Origin of the sequence: Lacisediminihabitans sp. (genome assembly GCF_036569425.1) — a bacterium.
Lineage (GTDB): Bacteria > Actinomycetota > Actinomycetes > Actinomycetales > Microbacteriaceae > Lacisediminihabitans.
This window is the reverse complement of record NZ_DATCQQ010000088.1, coordinates 1-19,893: the sequence shown is the minus strand read 5'-3', so window position 1 is coordinate 19,893 and position 19,893 is coordinate 1. Positions and strand designations below refer to the sequence as shown.

General features: G+C 67.4%; 21 protein-coding genes. 2 read left to right on the top strand and 19 right to left on the bottom strand.

Annotated features, from left to right (window positions below; translation table 11 throughout):
• Positions 1 to 10: 10 nt before the first annotated feature.
• The 14 genes from dprA to VIM54_RS14910 all read right to left on the bottom strand — a co-directional run bounded on the left by dprA (position 11) and on the right by VIM54_RS14910 (position 15,237).
• A complete protein-coding gene (gene dprA / locus VIM54_RS14975) occupies positions 11 to 1,231 on the bottom strand; it encodes a DNA-processing protein DprA (protein ID WP_331902522.1) in 1,221 nt (406 codons plus the stop codon).
• On the bottom strand, positions 1,228 to 2,760 hold the full coding sequence (locus VIM54_RS14970; RefSeq protein WP_331902520.1) for a YifB family Mg chelatase-like AAA ATPase: 1,533 nt from the start codon (positions 2,758 to 2,760) through the stop codon (positions 1,228 to 1,230). Before VIM54_RS14970 ends, dprA begins: the two co-directional genes overlap by 4 nt.
• Positions 2,760 to 3,116: a YraN family protein gene (locus VIM54_RS14965; protein WP_331902518.1), complete on the bottom strand. Its 357-nt coding sequence runs from the start codon at positions 3,114 to 3,116 to the stop codon at positions 2,760 to 2,762. The genes VIM54_RS14970 and VIM54_RS14965 overlap by 1 nt, the downstream gene beginning before the upstream one ends.
• Positions 3,117 to 3,227: 111 nt before the next feature.
• Positions 3,228 to 5,255, bottom strand: coding sequence for a prolyl oligopeptidase family serine peptidase (locus VIM54_RS14960; protein WP_331902516.1), 2,028 nt, complete (start codon positions 5,253 to 5,255; stop codon positions 3,228 to 3,230).
• 27 nt (positions 5,256 to 5,282) lie between these two features.
• Positions 5,283 to 5,606 (bottom strand): DUF2469 family protein, encoded by a 324-nt coding sequence (locus VIM54_RS14955; RefSeq protein WP_147783863.1) that lies wholly within the window; start codon positions 5,604 to 5,606, stop codon positions 5,283 to 5,285.
• Between the two features lie 63 nt (positions 5,607 to 5,669).
• Complete coding sequence (locus VIM54_RS14950) at positions 5,670 to 6,329, bottom strand: ribonuclease HII (protein WP_331902514.1); 660 nt, start codon at positions 6,327 to 6,329, stop codon at positions 5,670 to 5,672.
• A complete protein-coding gene (gene lepB / locus VIM54_RS14945) occupies positions 6,330 to 7,076 on the bottom strand; it encodes a signal peptidase I (RefSeq protein WP_331902512.1) in 747 nt (248 codons plus the stop codon).
• A 106-nt stretch (positions 7,077 to 7,182) separates the two neighbouring features.
• A complete protein-coding gene (locus VIM54_RS14940) occupies positions 7,183 to 8,334 on the bottom strand; it encodes an ROK family transcriptional regulator (RefSeq protein ID WP_331902510.1) in 1,152 nt (383 codons plus the stop codon).
• 17 nt (positions 8,335 to 8,351) lie between these two features.
• Complete coding sequence (locus VIM54_RS14935; RefSeq protein ID WP_331902508.1) at positions 8,352 to 10,481, bottom strand: alpha-galactosidase; 2,130 nt, start codon at positions 10,479 to 10,481, stop codon at positions 8,352 to 8,354.
• A 97-nt stretch (positions 10,482 to 10,578) separates the two neighbouring features.
• On the bottom strand, positions 10,579 to 11,925 hold the full coding sequence (locus VIM54_RS14930; RefSeq protein WP_331902507.1) for a sugar ABC transporter substrate-binding protein: 1,347 nt from the start codon (positions 11,923 to 11,925) through the stop codon (positions 10,579 to 10,581).
• Positions 11,926 to 12,023: 98 nt separating this feature from the next.
• Positions 12,024 to 12,968, bottom strand: coding sequence for a carbohydrate ABC transporter permease (locus VIM54_RS14925; RefSeq protein WP_331902506.1), 945 nt, complete (start codon positions 12,966 to 12,968; stop codon positions 12,024 to 12,026).
• A 4-nt stretch (positions 12,969 to 12,972) separates the two neighbouring features.
• Positions 12,973 to 13,860, bottom strand: a complete 888-nt coding sequence (locus tag VIM54_RS14920) for a sugar ABC transporter permease (RefSeq protein WP_331902504.1) — start codon at positions 13,858 to 13,860, stop codon at positions 12,973 to 12,975.
• 294 nt (positions 13,861 to 14,154) lie between these two features.
• Positions 14,155 to 14,505, bottom strand: a complete 351-nt coding sequence (gene rplS, locus VIM54_RS14915) for a 50S ribosomal protein L19 (protein WP_147783871.1) — start codon at positions 14,503 to 14,505, stop codon at positions 14,155 to 14,157.
• 165 nt (positions 14,506 to 14,670) lie between these two features.
• Positions 14,671 to 15,237 carry a hypothetical protein gene (locus VIM54_RS14910; protein ID WP_331902503.1) on the bottom strand — a complete coding sequence of 189 codons (567 nt, stop codon included), beginning with the start codon at positions 15,235 to 15,237 and terminating at the stop codon, positions 14,671 to 14,673.
• A gap of 57 nt (positions 15,238 to 15,294) precedes the next feature.
• Between VIM54_RS14910 and map the strand changes: the two genes are divergently transcribed.
• Entirely contained in the window at positions 15,295 to 16,059 is a 765-nt protein-coding gene (map, locus tag VIM54_RS14905; protein ID WP_331902502.1) for a type I methionyl aminopeptidase, read from the top strand.
• A 151-nt stretch (positions 16,060 to 16,210) separates the two neighbouring features.
• On the opposite strand, the gene trmD is transcribed toward map, so the two are convergent.
• From trmD to VIM54_RS14880, 5 genes are all read right to left on the bottom strand, one after another.
• Complete coding sequence (gene trmD, locus VIM54_RS14900) at positions 16,211 to 16,912, bottom strand: tRNA (guanosine(37)-N1)-methyltransferase TrmD (protein ID WP_331902500.1); 702 nt, start codon at positions 16,910 to 16,912, stop codon at positions 16,211 to 16,213.
• A gap of 11 nt (positions 16,913 to 16,923) precedes the next feature.
• Positions 16,924 to 17,571 carry a ribosome maturation factor RimM gene (rimM, locus tag VIM54_RS14895; protein ID WP_414673232.1) on the bottom strand — a complete coding sequence of 216 codons (648 nt, stop codon included), beginning with the start codon at positions 17,569 to 17,571 and terminating at the stop codon, positions 16,924 to 16,926.
• Positions 17,546 to 17,782, bottom strand: a complete 237-nt coding sequence (locus VIM54_RS14890; RefSeq protein WP_331902499.1) for an RNA-binding protein — start codon at positions 17,780 to 17,782, stop codon at positions 17,546 to 17,548. The genes rimM and VIM54_RS14890 overlap by 26 nt, the downstream gene beginning before the upstream one ends.
• 3 nt (positions 17,783 to 17,785) lie before the next feature.
• Complete coding sequence (gene rpsP, locus VIM54_RS14885; RefSeq protein ID WP_331902497.1) at positions 17,786 to 18,337, bottom strand: 30S ribosomal protein S16; 552 nt, start codon at positions 18,335 to 18,337, stop codon at positions 17,786 to 17,788.
• A 153-nt stretch (positions 18,338 to 18,490) separates the two neighbouring features.
• A complete protein-coding gene (locus VIM54_RS14880) occupies positions 18,491 to 19,438 on the bottom strand; it encodes a DMT family transporter (protein ID WP_331902496.1) in 948 nt (315 codons plus the stop codon).
• A gap of 49 nt (positions 19,439 to 19,487) precedes the next feature.
• On the opposite strand from VIM54_RS14880, the gene VIM54_RS14875 reads away from it, so the two are divergent.
• On the top strand, positions 19,488 to 19,893 hold a 406-nt coding region (locus VIM54_RS14875), incomplete at its 3' end, for a pentapeptide repeat-containing protein (RefSeq protein WP_331902495.1).

Genomic DNA, 19,893 nt, shown 5'->3' with positions numbered 1-19,893 from the left:
AGCGGCTCGCTCATCGGCATCGAGTCCAGCCGCGGTCGCTCTCCCTGGCCTGGCCGTCCAGTTGCATCGTCCCCAGCACCGACGTCACCGTCGTCACCGAGAGTCCGCACCTCGCCGCGATATCGTCCACCGACCGTGGCGAACGCGAACTGAGCGCGTCCAGGACCCGCACCTGCTCGCTCGAGCGCCCCATCTCGCCGCGAGGCTCCTCTCCGCCGCCGAGGGGGCGCAGCGGCGCGAGTTCCGCCATTTCGTCGGCACTCGTCACGCACACGGCGTCGAATTCGCGGATGAGCCGGTGGCAGCCGGCCGATGCCGCCGACGTCACGGGCCCCGGCACCGCGCCGAGCGGCCGGCCCAGGGTCGCCGCATGGCCCGCCGTGTTGAGCGAGCCGGAGCGCCAGCCGGCCTCGAGCACCACGGTCGCGAGACTCGACGCGGCTATCAGGCGATTCCGCTGGAGGAAACGCCACTTGGTGGGCGGCGACCCGCAGGGCAGTTCGGAGACGACCGCCCCCACCTCCACGATTCGGGTGAGTAGCACGTCGTGCCCGCTCGGATAGAACCGGTCGACCCCGCCGGCGAGAAAGGCCACCGTCTGCCCGGAGCTCGCGAGGGCGGCCCGGTGCGCCATGCCGTCGATGCCGTAGGCGGCTCCGGACACGATCGTGTACCCGCGATCGACCAGCCCCGCCGAGGCCTCCATCGTGACGTGCTCGCCGTAGCCGGTCGCCGCACGCGCTCCGACCAGCGCGATCGACGCGGGGAGAGTCTCGAGCGTCGACTCGTTGCCGCGCAGCCACAGCGCCAACGGGGCGTGCTCGCCGAGGTCGTCGAAACCGGCCGGCCAGGCCGGGTCCCCCGGCACAAGCAGCCGTACTCTGAACCGCGCGGCCTGCCGCAGCGCGGTGAGGGCGATCGCCGACTTCAGCCTCGGCATCCACCGGTCAGTCGCGGCCGCAAGCTCCGCGACCGGAACGGCAGCCCCGGTTGCCCCGAGAGCCTCCTCCGTGCGCTCGACGGGCCAGTGCTCCACAACCGTAGTGAGGGCCGTCGCCGCCCCAAGCGCGGCGACAATCTCGCCCGCGGTGCGGTCCCCGGGCTCGGCAATGCCCGTCCAACTCGCGCGGGCGAAGCGATCCTCCACCTCGCTCGTCGTGAGTTCCGCGCCGGCGATGGCCCGCATCAAAGGAGCGACAACGGATTCATCGAGACCGAACATGGTGGTCATACGATTCCCCTTCTGAGGTAGAGAGCACGGCCCACGTGTTCGGTGGTCGGGCGGGTGGAGCCGTCGAGATCGGCCATCGTCCAGGCGAGGCGAAGCACGCGGTCGTAGCCCCGCATGGTGAGGCCGCCGCGTTCGAGGGCGCGGTCGATGGATGCCGTCGCGGCGGGAGGAAGCCTCGCGAACCGGCCCCGCAGCCACGCCCCAGGCACCTGCGAGTTGAGCTGCCACGGCGTGCCGGCGAGGCGCGCGCTCGTGATGTCCCGGGCGCGGGAGACCCGCTCGCGGGCCAGCGCCGAGGAGTTCGCCGAGCCATCGGCGTCGATACGCAGCCGCACTGCTGTCACCCGCGAGATCCGCAACTGGATGTCGATGCGGTCGAGCAGAGGACCGGACAGCCGGCCGAGGTAGCGGCGGCGAGAATTCGGTGGGCACACGCACTCCGAATCGCGCGCGCCGTACTGTCCGCACGGGCACGGGTTCGCCGCCATCACGAGCTGGAACCGAGCGGGAAACTGGGCGACCGCATTGGCACGGTGGATGCTCACAACGCCGGACTCGAGCGGCTGGCGGAGTGCGTCCAGCACCGCGGGTTGGAACTCCGGCGCCTCATCGAGAAAGAGCACGCCGTGCGACGCGCGCGCCGCCGCGCCCGGCCTGATCACCCCGGAACCTCCGCCGACGAGCGACGCCGCCGTTGCCGTGTGGTGTGGAGACTCGAGCGGCGGCCGCGTCACGAGCGTCGCCCCGACCGGCAGGCCGGAGAGCGAGCGGATGCAGCTGACCTCGAGGGCCGCCGCCGCGTCGAGGTCGGGAAGCAGCCCGGGAAGGCGCGCGGCGAGCATCGTCTTGCCGGCTCCTGGCGGGCCGAGCAGGAACATGTGGTGACCTCCGGCGGCCGCGATGATCATCGCCTCGATCGCGTCCTCGTTGCCGACGATGTCCGACACATCGAGTTCTTCGACCGACTCGGGCGCGGCGGCGGCGGCCAGGATCGGCTCCACCACGATGGGCTCGAACTCACCGCCGTGCCAGATCGCGGCGTCGCGAAGACACGCGACCCCGACGACTCGCACCCCGGGGACGAGGCCCGCCTCGTCCGCGTTGCCGGTCGGGACCATGACGGTGGCCGCGCCCCCACGCACCGCCGCGAGCACGGCCGGGAGGATGCCGGGGATGGGCCGAAGGCGCCCGTCCAGCCCGAGCTCGCCGAGATGCACGACCCTGCCCACCGACTCCACTCCGACCATTCCGGCCGCCGCGAGAGCCGCCATCGCAATGGCGAGGTCGAACCCCGATCCGTGCTTGGGTAGCGCTGCCGGAGAGAGGTTGACGGTGATCTTGCGGTTGGGCAGACCGCACCCCGAGTTCGTCGCCGCCGCCCGCACCCGGTCCTTCGCCTCGTTGAGCGCCGCATCCGGAAGCCCGATGAGAACGAACGCGGGGAGGTTGCTCGAGATGTCGGCCTCGACTTCGACGAGGGCGCCGGTGAGCCCGAGCAGCGCCACCGAACTCGTGCGACCCATGGGCATCAGAACACCCGCCGGAGGTGCTCGACCTGCGGGCTCGCCCCTGGGGGCGCGAGGATGGCGACGGCGTCGATGCGGATGCGGCTGTGGTTGCCGGGGTGCTCCTCGCACCAGGCGGCGGCGAGGCGGCGGAGCCTCGCGAGCTTCTGCGCGGTGATCGCCTCCAGCGGATGCCCGAACGCCACGCTCGAACGGGTCTTGACCTCGACGAAGACGGTTTCATCGCCGTCGATCGCCACGATGTCGATCTCGCCCTGCGCGCACCGCCAGTTGCGGTCGACGATGCGGTACCCCGACTCGGCGAGCGCCGTCGCCGCTATCTCCTCACCGAGCGCTCCGAGCACATCCTTCGCGGCCATGGCCACCTCCAACACCGAGGATGACGCCGCCGGCGGCCCGCCGGAGCGCTGCGCGGAGAAGTGTCGAACAACCCCAGCGCGGCCGAGAGCGGGAGGGAGTGGACGAGGGCCTCAGCCGGCCAGGCGACTCCACAGGAACTCGTAGATGAGCGCGTTCAGCCGCGCGGTGTGCGCGTTGTCGACCGCGCCGCCGTGACCGCCGTCCGAGTTCTCGAAGTAGAGCACCTGCGGGATTCCCATCCGCTGCATCCGCGCGGCCATCTTGCGCGCCTGCACCGGGCCCACGCGGTCGTCGCTGGTCGCGGCGTAGAACAGCACGGGCGGGTAGTGGCCGTCCTCGCGCACGAGCTGGTACGGCGAGAAGGTGCTGATGTAGTCCCACTCGGCCGGGTCATCCGGGTCCCCGTACTCGGCGATCCAGGATGCGCCGGCCGACAGATGGGTGTAGCGCTTCATGTCGAGGAGCGGAACCCCGCAGACCACCGCCCCGAACAGCGACGGGTAGCTGGTGAGCATGTTGCCCACGAGCAGGCCGCCGTTCGAACGCCCCTCGCAGCCGAGGCGCGACGGCGTGGTGACGCCGCGGGAGACGAGGTCTCGGGAGATCGCGGCGAAGTCCTCGAACGCCCGGGGCCGGTTGGCCTTGAGAGCCGCGGTGTGCCAGGCCGGGCCGAACTCGCCGCCGCCGCGGATGTTTGCGAGCACGAACACCCCGCCGCGCTCGAGCCACGCGCGACCCACGATGCCGCCGTATTCCGGCAGTCGCGAGACCTGGAACCCCCCGTAGCCGGACAGCAGGGTCGGATGCGAACCGTCGAGTGCGAGCCCCGCGACCGCGACCTGGAAGTACGGCACCCGGGTGCCGTCGTCCGACACCGCCCAGTGCTGCTGAACCTCGAGCCCCTCGGCGTCGAAGAAGGCCGGGGACGACCGGATCACCTCGGGCGCGACGGATCCGATCACCCCGCGGAGAACGCTCGACGGCGTGGTGAACCCGGTCGAGTGCAGCCAGAACTCGTCAGACTCGTCCGGGTCGGTGTCGATCACCCGCACGGTGCTGAGCCCGGGAACCCCGGCGAGGGGCGACCGCGCCCAGCCCGACCCGGGATCCAGCACGACGAGCGTGGACGCGACGTCGACGAGCAGCGTGAGGATGAGCCGGCTGTCCGTGAAGTCCCAGCTCTCGAGCGCGGTGTGCTCGTCCGGCACGAAGAGCACGTCGAATGCCCGGTCGCCCGCGAGGAAGGCATCGAGGCGGATGGCGAGCAGTGCGCCGGTGGGATGGACCACCCGGCCGATGGCCCAGTCGGATCGCGGATGCACGAGCAGCCACTCGCGGCGCAGCGTGACGTCCGCGTCATCCGGAACATCGATGTGCACGAGGTCGCCCGCCACGAGGAGCAGCGTGCGCGAGCGATAGAAGTCGAGGTGCTCGATCACGAGGTCGCGCTCGAAGCCCGGCGTGTGCTGGTGGATGCCGCTGACCGACAGGTCGTCCGTGGTCACCTCGTGCACGAGCTCGGCCTCGTTTATGGGCTGGCCGCGGCGCAGGCGCCGCACCGTGCGGGGGTAGCTCGAGTCGGTCATGCTCCCCGGACCGAAGTCGGTGCCGAGGTAGATCGTGTCGCGGTCGATCCACGAGTACGCGCTCTTGGCGGTCGGGATGATGAAGCCGTCGGCGACGAACGCGCGGGTCTCGAGGTCGAACTCGCGCACCGTCGCCGCGTCGCCGCCGTCCGGAGAGAGCGCCACGAGGGCGCGGGTGTAGTCGTGAGGCAGCAGCCGCGCGCCCGAGAATACCCACTCGCGACCCTCGGCGCGGCCGAGCTCGTCCACGTCGAGCAGCACGTCCCACTCGGTATCCGCCGACCGGTAGCTCTCGAGCGTCGTGCGTCGCCACAGGCCGCGCGGGTGTTCGCGGTCACGCCAGAAGTTGTAGTAGTGACCGCCTCGGTGACTGACGATCGGGATGCGGTCGTCCGAATCGATCACCTCGAGCAGCCGGGCGGTGAGGGCGTGGAACTGCGGCGAGGCGAACTGGGCGAGCGTCTCCGCACTCTGTTCGGCGGCCCAGGCCAGGGGCGCCTCACCGTGGATGTCTTCGAGCCAGAGGTTCTCGTCGTGCTGGTCGGCGCTCATGGTTCGAGCCTAGGCGGAGCCAACGGGCTACTCGTCGAGCGCGAGTTCCTTGGGCAGTTCGAGTTCCTTCGCGGAGAGCTCCTCCACGTTCACGTCCTTGAAGGTGAGCACTCGCACCGACTTGACGAAGCGGTCGGAACGGTAGACGTCCCACACCCAGACGTCGTTCATGGTGAGCTCGAAGTAGAAGTCGTGCTCCGTGTCCTGGCGAACCAGTTCGACCTCGTTGGCGAGGTAGAACCGTCGCTCGGTCTCGACGACGTAGCGGAACTGGGACACGACGTCCCGGTACTCCCGGTACAACGCCAGCTCGACCTCTCGGTCGTAGTCTTCGAACTCGTCTTCTTCCATGCTCCGACAATCCTAGTTCGCTTTTGCGGGCCCTTGTGCTGCCGGCCCCGGCCGCCGGATCGGTCAGTCGTCGGAGAGCTCGACGTCGCCATGCAGCCAGGTGCGACGGTGAAAGTCGGTGGCCCCGAGCTCGGTGATCGCGGCGAAATGGTCGGCGCTGCCGTAGCCCTTGTTCGATGCCCAGCCGTAGCCGGGGGCGCGATCGTGGGCCGAGATCATGAGCCGGTCGCGGTGCACCTTCGCCACGACGGATGCGGCGGCCACCGACGCGCAGTCGCGGTCGGCCTTCGCCCTGGTCTTCACCGCGAGCTTCGTCGTGAGCGCCGGGGAGAGCCAGTCGTGGGTTCCGTCGAGCAGGATCACCGATTGCCGCACGGACGCCCCGTCGACGTGGAGTTTCGCGAGGGCGCGCTTGCCCGCGAGACCGAGCGCGGCGATGATGCCCACGGTGTCGACCTCGGTCGCTGTCGCGAGGCCCACCGCCGAGTACAGCGCCCACTCGACGGCGAGCGGCGCGAGTTGTTCGCGCCGCTTCTCGGAGAGGAGCTTCGAGTCGCGCAGGCCCGCCGGCATGACGCCGATCCGCGCATCCACGACGCACAGGCCGACCGCCACGGGACCGGCGATGGCACCGCGCCCCACCTCGTCGCAGCCGATCACGAATCGGGCTCCCCCGTCGTGCAGGAGGGCCTCGATCTCGAGTGTCGGGTCGGCGACCGCCATCTACTGGGCGGCGCCCACGCCGCCGAACACGTTGGGGTAGTTGTCGAGCCAGGTCCAGTGGCTCGCCGGCCAGGTGATCACGAACGCCCGGCCGACCACGTCATCCATCGGCACGAACCCCTTGCTCGGGGTATCGGTGTTCAACCGGGAATCCGCCGAGTTGTACCGATTGTCGCCCATCACCCAGAGCGAATTCTTCGGCACGGTGACTGAGAAGTCGTTGCCTGCCACCTTGGTGACTCCGGCGGGAAGCTTGAGGTACTGCTTTTCGTCGAGCGGAACTCCGTTGACGGTCATCTGGCCGAACGCGTTGCAGCAGGCCACCTTGTCGCCGGGCAGGCCGATCACCCGCTTGATGAGGTGGTCGTTGCTGTCCGGGGCGCTCAGGCCGACGATGGAGAGCACCCAGTCGACACCCGCAACGAAGCCGTTCTGGTGCACGGGCGGGGCCGCCGGCAGCCATCCACCCGGATCCTTGAAGACGACGATGTCGCCGCGCTGCACGGGCACGAGCTTCGGCACCAGCTCATTCACGATGATGCGGTCGTTGACCTCGAGGGTGTCCTGCATCGATTCCGACGGGATGTAGAACGAACGGATGAGGAACGCCTTGATGCCCACGGAGATGATGATCGCCGCAAGAAAGATCAGCACGATGTCCCGGATGAAGAGCCTGACGCCCTTCGATCTGCCGCGCTTCTGGTCCCGCACGTCGTCGGTCGACGTGGCTGGATCGATGTGTGTCATTAAACCCCTGAGCTCCCCATCATTTTAGGTGCTGGGGAGCTCAGGGAGAACTGCGGTGGAACGGCGCGTCTAGTGCGCGTCACCCAACGCTGCGACATCGAGCCGACTACGGAGCCGTCGCCAGGGCGTCCAGCGTCCGCTGGATGGCGATGGCTGCCGCGCCGCGGGCCCACGACACGAAGCCGTCCTCGTCGACGCGCAGGTCGATCGGGGCGGCCTCCGGATCACGGTCCGCGCGGATCGCCGCCCTCATCGCGTCGTCGGCGACGGAGAGGATTCCCAGGCCTTCGCCTGCCAGCACCACGTGTTCGACCATCGCCAGGTTGGCCACGGCGGCGATGAGGTGACCGAGGGCCCTGCCAGCCGACTCCACGACCTGGCGCGCGACCGGGTGGTTCTCTCGAGCCATCTGGAGCACCTCGGCATAGGTCACGGACGTGCCGATGCCCACCTCGACCTGGGCACGGATGCTGGGGATGGTGAGCATGGCAGCGGAACACCCGCGGTGGCCGAGAAAGCACAACGGTCCGGTGGCGTCGAGGGGGAAGTGCCCGGCCAGCCCCAGCCCGGTGTCGGCGGTGCTCACCACCTGGTCGTGCATCACCAGCCCGTAGCCGACCCCAGCCCCGATGGTGATCACGGCGAAGTTGGAGAGCCCTCGACCGAGCCCGAACCAGTGCTCGGCGGCCGTGAGCGACACCACGTCGTTCTCCACGGTCACGGACACCCCGAGCTTCGCCTCGACGGCCTCCGCCAGATGGGTCGAGCGCCAGCCCAGGAAGGGGGCACGGTCGACAACCCGGTGGTTCGACACGTTGCCGCCGAGGCTGATTCCGACGGCCGAGAACTCCTGGCCGTTCGCGAGTTCCGCCGCCAACTCGGCGATCACATCGACGACGGTGGCGAGCTCGTGGTTGGGAAGCGGCCGTTCCGCGCTCCGCCCCTCAGTGGCGCGGAGGTCCGTCGTGATGGCGACCGCCTCGTCGCCCGTGAGCTTCACCCCCATGAACTGGCGAGCATCCGCGCGCACATCGAGCGGTTTCGCCGGCCGCCCCATCGCACCGTCCGACTGCTCGGCCATCTCGACGAGCAGGCCGCGATCGAGCAGCGGCCGGCTCAGCCGCGTGACGGTGGCGAGCGACAGGCCGAGGCGCTGGGACAGGTCGCTCCGCAGAATCGGCCCGTGGATGAGCACCTCCCTCGCCAGCTCGCTCGATGGCGCACGGAATCGGGGCTCGTAAGCCTCAACGGGAGGCATCGTGGTTGTGCTCCTGTCTAGAGGCGGTCGAGTTCGATCAGGATAGCGTTCTCCGGCAACAGGATCGGTGGACGAAGCCCGATCTCCGCCAGCGCCAGCCCGCTCGCCTCGATCCCGACCAGCCACGGCGGGGTCTGCGCCTGCACCGATTGCGCCGCCCCGGCCGGCTCAACCAGGCGAACCCGGTACCGGGCATCCGGGTCGAGACCGGGAACCAGGAAGCGCGAAGGAGAGCTGCCGTTGGCTGCGGAAAGCTGCACATAGGCGAAGACCGCCTCCGAGCCATCGTGCGCAACCACACCGTGCACGAACGAGGTGTCGTCCGGCTGCTGCACGCGCACCACACGCCCCGAATGCAGCAGGCCGCGCTTGCGTTTGTAGTACGCGGACCATGAGGCGAGTGCCAGTCGCTCCTCGAGGCTGGTCTCGGTGATGTCCCATTCGATTCCGGCGTGCCCGAAGAGCGCCGTGGTCGCCCGGAACGCGAGGCTGTGCACCCGGCCGGTCGTGTGGGAATGGGTCGGCCCGATGTGGCTCCCGAGAAGCTCCGGCGGGATCGCGAATTGCGTGTAGCGCTGGATGTACTGGCGTTCGAGCGCGTCGTTGCAGTCCGACGTCCAGAATCTGTCGACGTGCGCCGCCATGCCCAGGTCGACGCGGCCGCCGCCCGAGGCGCAGGACTCGATTTCCAGTCCCGGGTGGCGCCGCTTCAACTCGTCGAACAGCCGGTAGATGGCCTGGGTCTGGCGGCGGACGCCGGCGGCACCGAAGTGCGCCGCCTCGGTGAGCACCCGATTGTGATCCCACTTGATGTAGGAGATGTCGTAGTCGTTCAGCAGCGCGTCCACCTGGCCGAGCACGTGCTCGTACGCTCCCCGATGCCCGAGGTCGAGCACCTGCTGGTGCCGGCCCTCCGGCGGGATGCGTCCGCCGGCCTGGAAGATCCACTCAGGATGCGCGCGGTAGAGGTCGGAATCGGCGTTCACCATCTCACCCTCGAACCAGAGTCCGAACTGCATTCCCGACGAGGTCACGCGGTCGATGAGCGGATCGAGGCCATCCGGCCAGACGGCCGGGTCCACGGCCCAGTCGCCGAGGCCGGCGAAGTCGTTGCGACGACCGAGGAACCAACCGTCGTCGAGAACAAATCGCTCGACACCGATCTCGCTCGCGACATCCACGAGTTCCGCCAGTTTGGCCAGGTCGTGGTCGAAGTACACGGCCTCCCACACGTTGAGGGTGAGTGGCCTGGCGGTGGCCGGATGCTCGGGCCTGGCCCGGAGCCAGCGGTAGAGCCGGTCGGTCATGCCGTCGATCCCGGTCGAGGAGAATGTGGCTGCGACGGTGGGTGCCTCGTAGGTCTCACCCTCCTGCAGGATGCCTTCGCCCGGCAGCAGGAGCTCCCCGGCTCCCATCGACGTGTGCCCTGAGGGCAGCCGTTCGACGAGGTGCCTGGTGTTGCCGCTCCAGAGCAGGCCGGTGCTCCACACCGATCCGTCCTGGTAGCCAGCACCCGCCGTCAGGGCGAGTTGCACCACGGTGTAGTCGTGGCTCGTCCGGCCCTCGCGCACCTCGCGGGCCCAGGTGCCCGCCTGAATCGGTCGACGCTGCGGCTGGCGTTCCTTCAGCCAGCGGCCGGTGAAATCCATCGTCTCGACGGCGTGGTCAGGCAGGGGCAGCCAGGTGGTCAGTTCGGCCAGATCGAAGGCGCCCCCACCGACGTTGGTCACCGTCTGGGAGATGAGGACCACCCCGGCCGGCTGCATCCGGAACGAGACCGAGACCCTGAGCCCGGCCGCCGCGTCGACGGACTCGACGACGAGCGACGTGCGGGACGACTCGAGGCTCGTGACGGTGAAGAATTGGGACCAGTCCTGGCCGTGGCGATGGCCCAGAATGGCCGGCCGGCCGAGGAACCCGCGGGCGTTCTCTCGCCACATTCCGGGGACCATCGCGGCGTCGATATTGGCCTGCGGCACGCCCTCGGCCATCATCGAGGCCAGGTCCTCGCCGCGAGAGGCACCGAGGTCCCTGCCCCAGTACACGACGGCCGGCGTTCCCGATGACACGTCCACCTGAAACGAGACCCCGTCGGCGACGAGGTTGATCAGGGTGTCCTGCTGGATGGCGGTGTCGTGCTGTGTCACGGTGGGTTTCCTCGATTGTTGGCTGAGATGCCAATGGGTCTGGCCCGGTGCGCCTTCACGCTCCGGGCCAGACCGACCGGCGATTACTGGACTGCGGCTATTTGAAGAGGGCGTTGATCTGCGTGTTCACCGCGGTGAGCGAGCTCGCCTTCGCCTTGCCGGACATCACGGCCTCCATCGCCGGGGTGATGAGGGCGTTGACGTCCGAGCGGTGGTCGGTGATCGGGTACAGGAACGTCGTCTTGTCCTTGACCTGGATGGTGAAGGCGCTCACGTCGATGCCCTTCGCCTTGAAGGACGCCACGGCGGCGTCGGTCGCGGCCGGGATGGCGGGGAAGACGACGCCGGCCTTGGCCACCACCGACTGGCAGGCGAGCGAACCGAGGTACTTGACCCACTTCCACGCCTCGGCGGGGTGCTTCGTTCCCGCCCAGATGTTGTCCGCGAGCCCGTTGAACATCGACGCGCGCTTGCCGCTCGGTCCGGTGGGAGTCGGGGCCAGGGCCGGGGTGAAGGTCGCGCTCTTCGCACCGAACACGGCTCCGGTCATCCACGAGCCGTTGCTGGCGATGGCGACCTTTCCGGCGGCGAGCTGGTCAGACCAGCCGATGCCCGTCTGCGCCTCGAACGACGGCATGTAGCCCTTTCCGACCAGCGACTGCCACCAGTCGATCGTCTTCTGGAACTTCGGGTCGTTGTAGTTGTACTTGTTGCCCCACACCCCGTTGGTGGACTTCCAGCCCGTCGTCGCGGCAAGGAAGCTCCACTGGGTCTGGCCGTCTCCGCCTCCCGAGTTCTCCATCCAGATTCCGTAGGTCGCGACGTTGTTCTTGTCGAAACCGGCCTCGTCGCCTCGGTGGCCGTTCTTGTCCACCGTGAGGTGCGCGATGGCCGCCTCATAGGTTCCGCCGTTGTCCGGGTTCCACTTGAGATTGGCGAGCTGGTCGGCGGAGAGCCCGGCCGCGTCGGTGAGCTGCTTGTTGTAGAACAGGGCGATCGTGTCGAAGTCCTTCGGCAGGCCGTACTGCTTGCCGTCGCTGCCCTTCCAGAGTTCGGCGAGGCCGGGCTGGTATGCCTTGAGGTCGACTCCATCTGCCTTGATGTAGCTGTCGAGCGGAAGGATCTGCTTGTTGAGCATGAACTGCGGGAACTGCCCGAGGTGGCTGGTGAACACGTCGTAGTTGGATCCCGAGACGAACCCGGTGGTGATCTTGCTCCAGTAGTCGTCCCAGCCGAGTTGCTCGACCTTCACGGTGATCTTGGGGTTTGCCTTGTGGAAGTCGGCCGCGCACTGCTGGTAGACCGGTGCCTGGTTGGCGTCCCAGAGCCCGTAGGTCACCGTGGTCGCTGTGGCGGTCGAGGCGGCCGGTGCTGTTGCCGCACACCCGGCCAGCAAGAGGGGGACTGCGGCGATGAGGGCGATCGCCGCTCGATTCTTCTTCATGGGGTTCTCTTTCTTCTGTGACTATCTCTTGGTTACAGACGACGCCAGCCGGCGTCGGCATTCGCTCTACCGTGAGCGAAACTCTGGGGAGTGCCGGGCTACTTGACCCCGGACGATTGGATGGATCCGACGATTCGGCGGCCGAATACGAGAAGCAGGATGAAGATCGGCACTGCGGACACGAGCGCTCCGGCCATGAGGCCCGCCCAGTCCGGGTTGCCCTGCGGTGTCTGCGACTTGAAGATCCCGAGGCCGACAGTGAGCAGCTTGGACTGCTCGGTCTGACCGACGAGGAAGGGCCAGAGGTAGTCGTTCCAGTACTGGATGAACTGCAGGATGGCCAGCGTGATGATCTGCGGCCAGGCGAGCGGCACGACGATCGTGCGGAAGATGCGCCACAGGTTCGCCCCGTCGATGACCGCCGCCTCGATGATGCTGCGGTTCACCCCCAGGAAGAACTGGCGAAGGAAGAAGATGGCGAACGGCGTCATGAACATCGACGGGAGGGCGATGCCCACGATCGTGTTGAGCAGTCCCGCGTCTTTCACGAGGATGAAGTTCGGCAGCAGGGTGAAGATTCCCGGCACCATCAGCGCGATGAGGAAGATGCTGAAGACCTTGTCGCGACCCCTCCAGTTGAGGAGGGCGAACGCGTAGGCCGCCATGGCGCTGAACGTCACCTGCAGCACGGTGATGAGCGTGCAGGTCGTTATCGAATTGAGCATGTACTGGGCGAAGTTGATGGACGCCCCCGACCCGCCCTCCGCGAGCGCCTCCGCGGTGGTGGACAGCCCGAGGACCCGACGGAGCGGACCGAACGTGAAGTCGACCGGGAGCAGGTTGAGCGGCTCTCCGAACATCGCGCGGTTGTTGCTGAAGGCCGTGCGGAACATCCAGTAGATCGGAAAGAGCGTGATGAGGATCACGATGAGCAGCGCGAGGCGGCCGAAGAAGATCGAGACCTTCGACTTCGCGAGTGCCGGGTCGCTTTCGAGCGAGGTGCTGCGCGCCCGGCGGGTGGTCTTGAGAGCGAGGATTGCCATGGTGCTACCTCTCCAGGTCTGATTCGTTGGCGCGAAGGAGCTTGTTCTGCAGGAGCGCCACTCCGGCGAGGATGACCATGAGGATCACCGCGAGGGCCGACGCGTATCCGAAGTCCAGCTGCTTGAACGCGCGTTGGTAGATGTAGTAGTTGATGGCCCTGGTGGCGTCGACGGGCCCACCCCTGGTCGTCACCGCGATGGTGTCGAAGACCTGGAATGAGCCGACGACCGTCACGACGAGCACGAAGGCGAGCACGGGGCGGAGCAGGGGAAGCGTCACACTGCGGAAGACTCTCCACTCGCCGGCGCCGTCGACCTCGGCGGCCTCGTACACGTCCCGGGGTATGGCCTGAAGGCCCGCGAAGAGGAGGAGCGAGGTGTAGCCGAGGTGGCGCCAGACGTTGACCATGGCGATGGTCACCATGGCGATGTTCTCGTTGCCGAAGAATCCGATCTTGTGGATTCCGAAGAAGTCGAGCGCCGCGTTGATGATGCCGAGGTTGTAGTCGCACAGCCAGTACCAGACCAGGGCCACGATCACGTTGGCGATCAGGTACGGAAGCATGATGACCCCGCGAACGACCATCGATCGGGTGAAGCGCTGCATGAGCACGGCGAGCACGAGGGCGGCCGCTGTCTGCACGCCGACGTTGATCACGACGTACTCGAGCGTCACCCGGAGCGAATTCCAGAACACCGGGTCAGACCAGATGCGGATGTAGTTCTCGAGGCCGATGAAGACCGGCGGGCGCAGCAGGTTGTAGTCGGTGAAGCTGAGATAGAGGCCCCTGATCGCCGGCCAGGCGAAGAAGACCACGAATCCGATGCTGGCCGGGATGAGGAACAGCACCGCTGCCCTGAACTGCGATCCCTTGCGGGCGGTCACCGCCATGGTGGGCCTCCTAACGTCCTTGTCAGGAGACATAATTGCAGACTGCAAGTAAAGAAGTCAAGGATTCCCGCATATTCGTGATGCACCGTGACATTTGGACCCGGAATGACGGCTTTTACGTCATCTACCTAGTGCTTAATTTGCTGTCTGCAAAGAACAACGAGCGCCGATCAGGTCCGGAACCGAGTCCGCTCTCTCGGGGTGAAGCGGCCCCCCGGACGCAGAACTCCGCGCCAGAAAACCAAAAAAGCCGGGACGCGCGCGTCGCGCGTCCCGGCTTCTGAAGTTTTTCGTCTAGTGCGCGTCGCGCTTTTCCTTGATCTTGGCCTTCTTGCCGCGGAGGTTGCGGAGGTAGTAGAGCTTCGCACGGCGCACGTCTCCGCGGGTGACGACCTCGATGTGGTCGATGACCGGGGAGTGCACGGGGAAGGTGCGCTCGACGCCGACCTGGAAGCTGACCTTGCGAACGCAGAACGTCTCGCGCACGCCCTCGCCGGAGCGGCCGATGACGACACCCTGGAAGACCTGGATGCGGGAGCGGGTGCCCTCGACGATGTTTACGTGGACCTTCACGTTGTCGCCGGCGCGGAAGTCCGGGATGTCCGAGCGGAGGGAGGCCGCATCTACGGCGTCAAGAATGTGCATGGTGGTTCGCTCTCTGCAACCGCCACAGGTCGATCACGATATAGGTGAATCTCAGAAGGAAGTGGTGCCCGGTCTGTGACGGCTCCCCTGTGGCAGAGCCGTGCTGAAGGCACAAGGGGTAATTCTGCCACATCGGCAGGGTCTGTGCCACTCACCGAGCCCGCGCTAGGGCGCCCCGGCGGCGGCGGGATCGGGCGAATCCACCGCGAGGGGTCGATCGGCCGGGTTGAGCGCCGCCCGCAGCTCGTCGTAGTCGAGGCCGGTGAGGCGAGTCACCACCTCCTGGCGAGTCTCCACGAGGTACTCGATGAGCACGACCCAGAGCGTGGTGAAGGCGAGGATGATGATCACTCCGCCCGAGATATCGGCGATCGTGAACGACGCATCCCGGAACGACTGCCCGAAGAGGTGCGTGGCGATCGAGGTGCCCTGCTCGTAGCTGTGCACCGAATCGACGACGAAGAAGCCGTAGGACAGCACGGCGAAGTACCAGGCGGAGAGCAGCCACGCGTCGGTTCTCGACACGGCGCCGGAACGCCTGGCACGCTTCCGCGCCCAGGTGATGGTGGTCACCACCGCGAGGAAGACGAGCAGGAGCGGCGCCAGAAAAAGCCCGATGGCATAGTGCCAGCCGAGGATCACGCCAAAGAAGACCCGTCCGATCAGCAGCCACAGCGGCAGCACGATGGTTGCGGCGAACTGGGTGTTGAACACAGCCCGGCGATACCACATGGGTAAAAGCTTACGCTCGCCGCGCGGGAGAATAAGTCGTACGAGACGAGGAGACGCATGATCGAGTTGAGAACGCCCGCGGAAATCGACGAAATGAGGCCTGCCGGCCGTTTTGTCGCGAGCGTGCTGGCTGAGCTCGTGGCAGCTTCCGCGGTGGGCGTCAACCTGCTGAAGCTCGATTCGATCGCCCGGGCCCTGATCCAGAAGGCCGGAGCGGAGAGCTGCTACGTGGACTACCACCCGTCATTCGGCGCAATGCCATTCGGCAAGGTGCTGTGCACCTCGGTCAACGATGCCGCCCTGCACGGGCTTCCCTTCGACTACCGCCTCGCCGACGGGGACGTACTGAGCCTCGACTTCGCGGCATCCGTCGACGGCTGGGTGGCCGACTCCGCCGTCACGATCGTCGTCGGATCCGCACGGGAGGGGGATCTGCGCCTCATCGAGACCACCGAGCGCGCGCTAGCCGCCGGGATCGCCGCCGCGCTGCCGGGTGGCCGGATGGGCGACGTCTCGGCGGCGATCGGAGCGGTGTGCCGGGAGGCTGGCTTCGGCGTGAACACGGACTTCGGCGGGCACGGAGTCGGGCACACGATGCACGGGGACCCGCACGTGCCCAACGACGGGCGCCCCGGGCGCGGGATCCCGCTGCGCGCCGGACTCGTGTTCGCGATCGAGCCCTGGGTCATGCAGTCGACGGACCAGATCTTCACCGACCCTGACGGGTGGACACTGCGCAGCCTCGACGGGTCGCGGGCAGCCCATTCCGAGCACACGATCGCGATCACCGAGGACGGCCCGATCGTGCTCACCGCCCGCTGACGGGTATCCCCGACCACCGCTCCGCCGAAAATGCAGGAGATTCGCCACCGAATCGCGGGGAAAGCACGGAAAGAGGCGTTTCCGTGGCGAATATCCTGCGTTTTCAGACGGTGCGTGAAGAAGCCGCCGCTCGCGTCCGGAGCGGCGCGGGCTACTCGGGCAGCAGGTCGGGCCGCACGCGCCGGGTGCGCTCTAGCTGCTGCCCGTGCCGCCAGGCGGCAATCGCACCGTGGTTGCCGCTCAGCAGCACCGACGGCACCTCGAGGCCCCGCCACTCGGCGGGCTTGGTGTAGCTCGGATACTCGAGCAGGCCATCCGAATGGGACTCCTCCACGAGACTCTCCGGATTGCCCACGACGCCGGGGATCAGACGGCCGATCGCCTCGATCATGGCCATCGTGGCCACCTCACCGCCGTTGAGCACGTAGTCGCCGAGGCTCACGAGCCGCACCGTCGCGCGCGTCGACGCGTAGTCGACGACCCTCTGGTCGATCCCCTCGTACCGGCCGCAGCCGAACACCAGTTGCCGCTCCAACGCGAGCTCGTGCGCCATGGCCTGGCTGAACAGCTCGCCGGCCGGGGACGGGAAGATGATCACGGGCGGCGCAGCGTGCTGCGCCTCGCTCGCATAGAGGATGCTGTCGAGGGCATCACCCCAGGGCTCGGGGCGCATGACCATGCCGGCTCCGCCGCCGTATGGGGTGTCGTCGACGGTGCGGTGCCGGTCGTAGGTGTAGTCCCGCAGGTCGTGCACGGCGAGGTCGATGAGGCCGTTCTGCCGCGCCTTGCCCAGCAGCGACACGTCGAGCACGGAGAAGAACTCCGGAAAGATCGTCACGATGTCGATGCGCATCGACGGACTCCTTAGTCGGTGATGGCTTCCGGCCCGGCCGAGCCGTCTGGCTCGTCAGCCACTTCTGGCTTGCTCGGCTCGTCCGGCTCGTCGTCCGGGAGCTCCTCGAAGAGGCCAGCGGGCGGCGTCACGGTGAGGGTTCCTGCGGCGATGTCCACCGTCGGCACGATCGCCTTCACAAACGGCACGAGAACCTCGCCGGTCTCGGTCGTGACGTGGATGAGGTCCTGGGCCGGCAGATGATCCACCAGGCTGACGGTACCCACCCGCACGCCGTCGCGCATCACCGCGAGTCCGACGAGCTGGTGGTCGTACCAGGCGTCTTCCTCGTCGGAGGGTTCGCTCAGGTCCTGGTCCACCCAGAGGATGGCCTTGACGAGGGTCTCGGCGACGCTGCGGTCCGGCACGTCCTTGAAGAACGCGACCGGCTGAGCGTTGTACCACTTGAGTTCGGTCAGCTCGAGGGTCTTGCCGTGCCAATCGGAACTGGTCGGCACCTGGAGGGTGAACACGGCGCCCGGAACGAAACGACGTTCCGGGGCATCCGTGTACATCTCAACTTTGATCGCTCCCTTGAGGCCGTGAGCCTTGGTGAGTCGACCGACCCTGAGCTGGTCGTGGGGCTGTGTTTCTCTAGAAATCGGTATCAACCACGTCAACGCGCACCTTGCGGCCGTCGGCGAGCGCCGACACGAGGGTGCGGAGCGCCTTGGCGGTGCGACCCGCGCGGCCGATCACGCGACCGAGATCCTCGGGGTGCACGCGCACCTCGAGGACGTCGCCTCGCGGCGAGGTCTTCGCCACAACCTGGACCTCGTCCGGGTTGTCGACGATCCCCTTGACGAGATGTTCGAGCGCGGCTGCGAGCATTCCCTACGCCTTGTCGGCTTTGGCGTCTTCTGCCTCGGCCTCTTCGGTGACGTCGGCCTTGGCCTCCGCCTCGTCAGACTTGGCTTCGACCACTGCGGCGTCGGCCGGGGCGATGTCCTCGACCGCTGGTGCGATCTCGGCGTCGACCTCGGGAGTCTCGGGAGTCTCGACCTTGGCCGGCGCCTCGACCTTGGCGGCTGGCGCCTCGGCCTTGGGCTTCAGCACGGGCTTCTTCTTCTCGTCGGCGACGTACTCGACCTTGGACTCTTTGGTCTTCACGGTGCTGACGGCGTTCTTGTCACCCTTGAAGATTCCCCAGTCGCCCGTGAGCTTCAGGAGGGCCTCAACCTGCTCGGTCGGCTGGGCGCCGACGCTGAGCCAGTACTGGGCGCGCTCCGAGTCGACCTCGATGAACGAGGGCTCCTCGGTGGGGTGGTACTTGCCGATCTCCTCGATGGAACGACCATCACGCTTCGTGCGTGCGTCGACAACGACGATTCGGTAGTAAGGAGCGCGGATCTTGCCCATGCGCTTCAAACGAATCTTTACAGCCACAATTCTCCGTAGTTAATGTGTTGGGGCGAACTGCTTGCCGTGAGCGTGGGGTGCACACTCGGCAGAAAAGCTCTGATGGGAGTCGGTGCCGACTGATTAGAGGGTCGGACGGCCAAAGACTCGACTAATCATTCTTGCAGATTTCCGAGCGGTTCAGGAACCAGTCAGCGAAAGGGCCGGTTCGGAACTCGCGCGGGGCATCCTGCGGGGCCTCCTGCGGGACAGCGCCACGCCGACCAGGCAGACGACTCCGCCGACGATGGCGAGGGGCGCCGGGATCTCGCCGAAGAACGCGAGACCGAGCAGAACCGCGATGGCCGGGACAACATAGGTCGTCACGCCGAGCTGCCCGGCCGGCATCCTCGACAGTGCGAACGCCCACGTGCTGAAGGCGAGGGCGGTGGGCACCGCTCCGAGATAGACGGCACCGAGGATGCTCGCCACCGGCGCGCGCCCGAGGTCGTGCACGAGCTCGCCGAGGAACGGTGTGCACGCGACCATGCCGATGACGCACCCCATGAAGGTCGTCTGGCGGGCGGGGATCCGGCGCAGCAGGGGCTTCTGGCAGAGCACCCCGGTGGCATAGGTCAGTGCGGCGAGCAGTGACCAGAGAACTCCGGTGCCGTCGCCGAAGCCGGAGATTCCCGTGCCGAAGCCGATCAGCAGCACGCCGAAGAACGCCACCCCGGCGCCGATCGCGAGCCACTTGGGGATGCCCTCGCCGAGGAAGATCCCCGCCCCGAGTGCGATGAGGATGGGACCGATGTTCACGATCATCGCGGTGGTGCCGGCGTCGAGGCTGTGCTCGGCGATGTTGAGGGCCACGTTGTATGCGCCGAACCACGCGACGCCGAAGACGATCACGAGCACCCACTCGCGCCGTGTCGACGCGACCCAGCGGCGGCCAATCACCAACAAGGAGAGCAGGACGGAGCCGACGGTGAGCCGCAGAAGTGCAAGCGCTCCCCCGCCGAAGTGAGGCGCCACCCCCCGGATCACCACGAACGCGCTCGCCCAGGCGAGAACGGTGACGAGGATCGCGACGAACACCGGGGTCGAGAGCCTGCTCGACGTGCTGACGCGATCTGATGTTGTGGTCATGTCCCCACGCTAACCGCCGCCACCGCCATTCCTCTCGCGGAATACGGACATGACGGTTTCTGCCCGAAGGTTGTCCCTAAAGCGTCGCCGCGTCATCCGCCCCTCGTCTTCGGGCCTGCGGTTCTCGTTCCTGCGGTTCTCCCACGCGCGATTCTCTCACGCGCGGTTCTCCCACGCGCGTTTCTCCCACGCGCGTTTCTCCCACGCGCGTTTCTCCGGAGGTTTGGCCGCAAATCGTTTGCCGGCCCACGAAACTGGCGCCAAATGCCCGATTCTGGAGCACACCTCCGGAGAAACGCGTGTTGCGGATGCGGGCGCCGACACGTTCGCGCGCGAACGCTCGTCCAGACCGGCGTTTCCCGCGGATCCGCGTTTCTCCGGAGGTTTGCCCGCAAATCGTTTGCCGGCCCACGAAACTGGCGCCAAATGCCCGATTCTGGAGCACACCTCCGGAG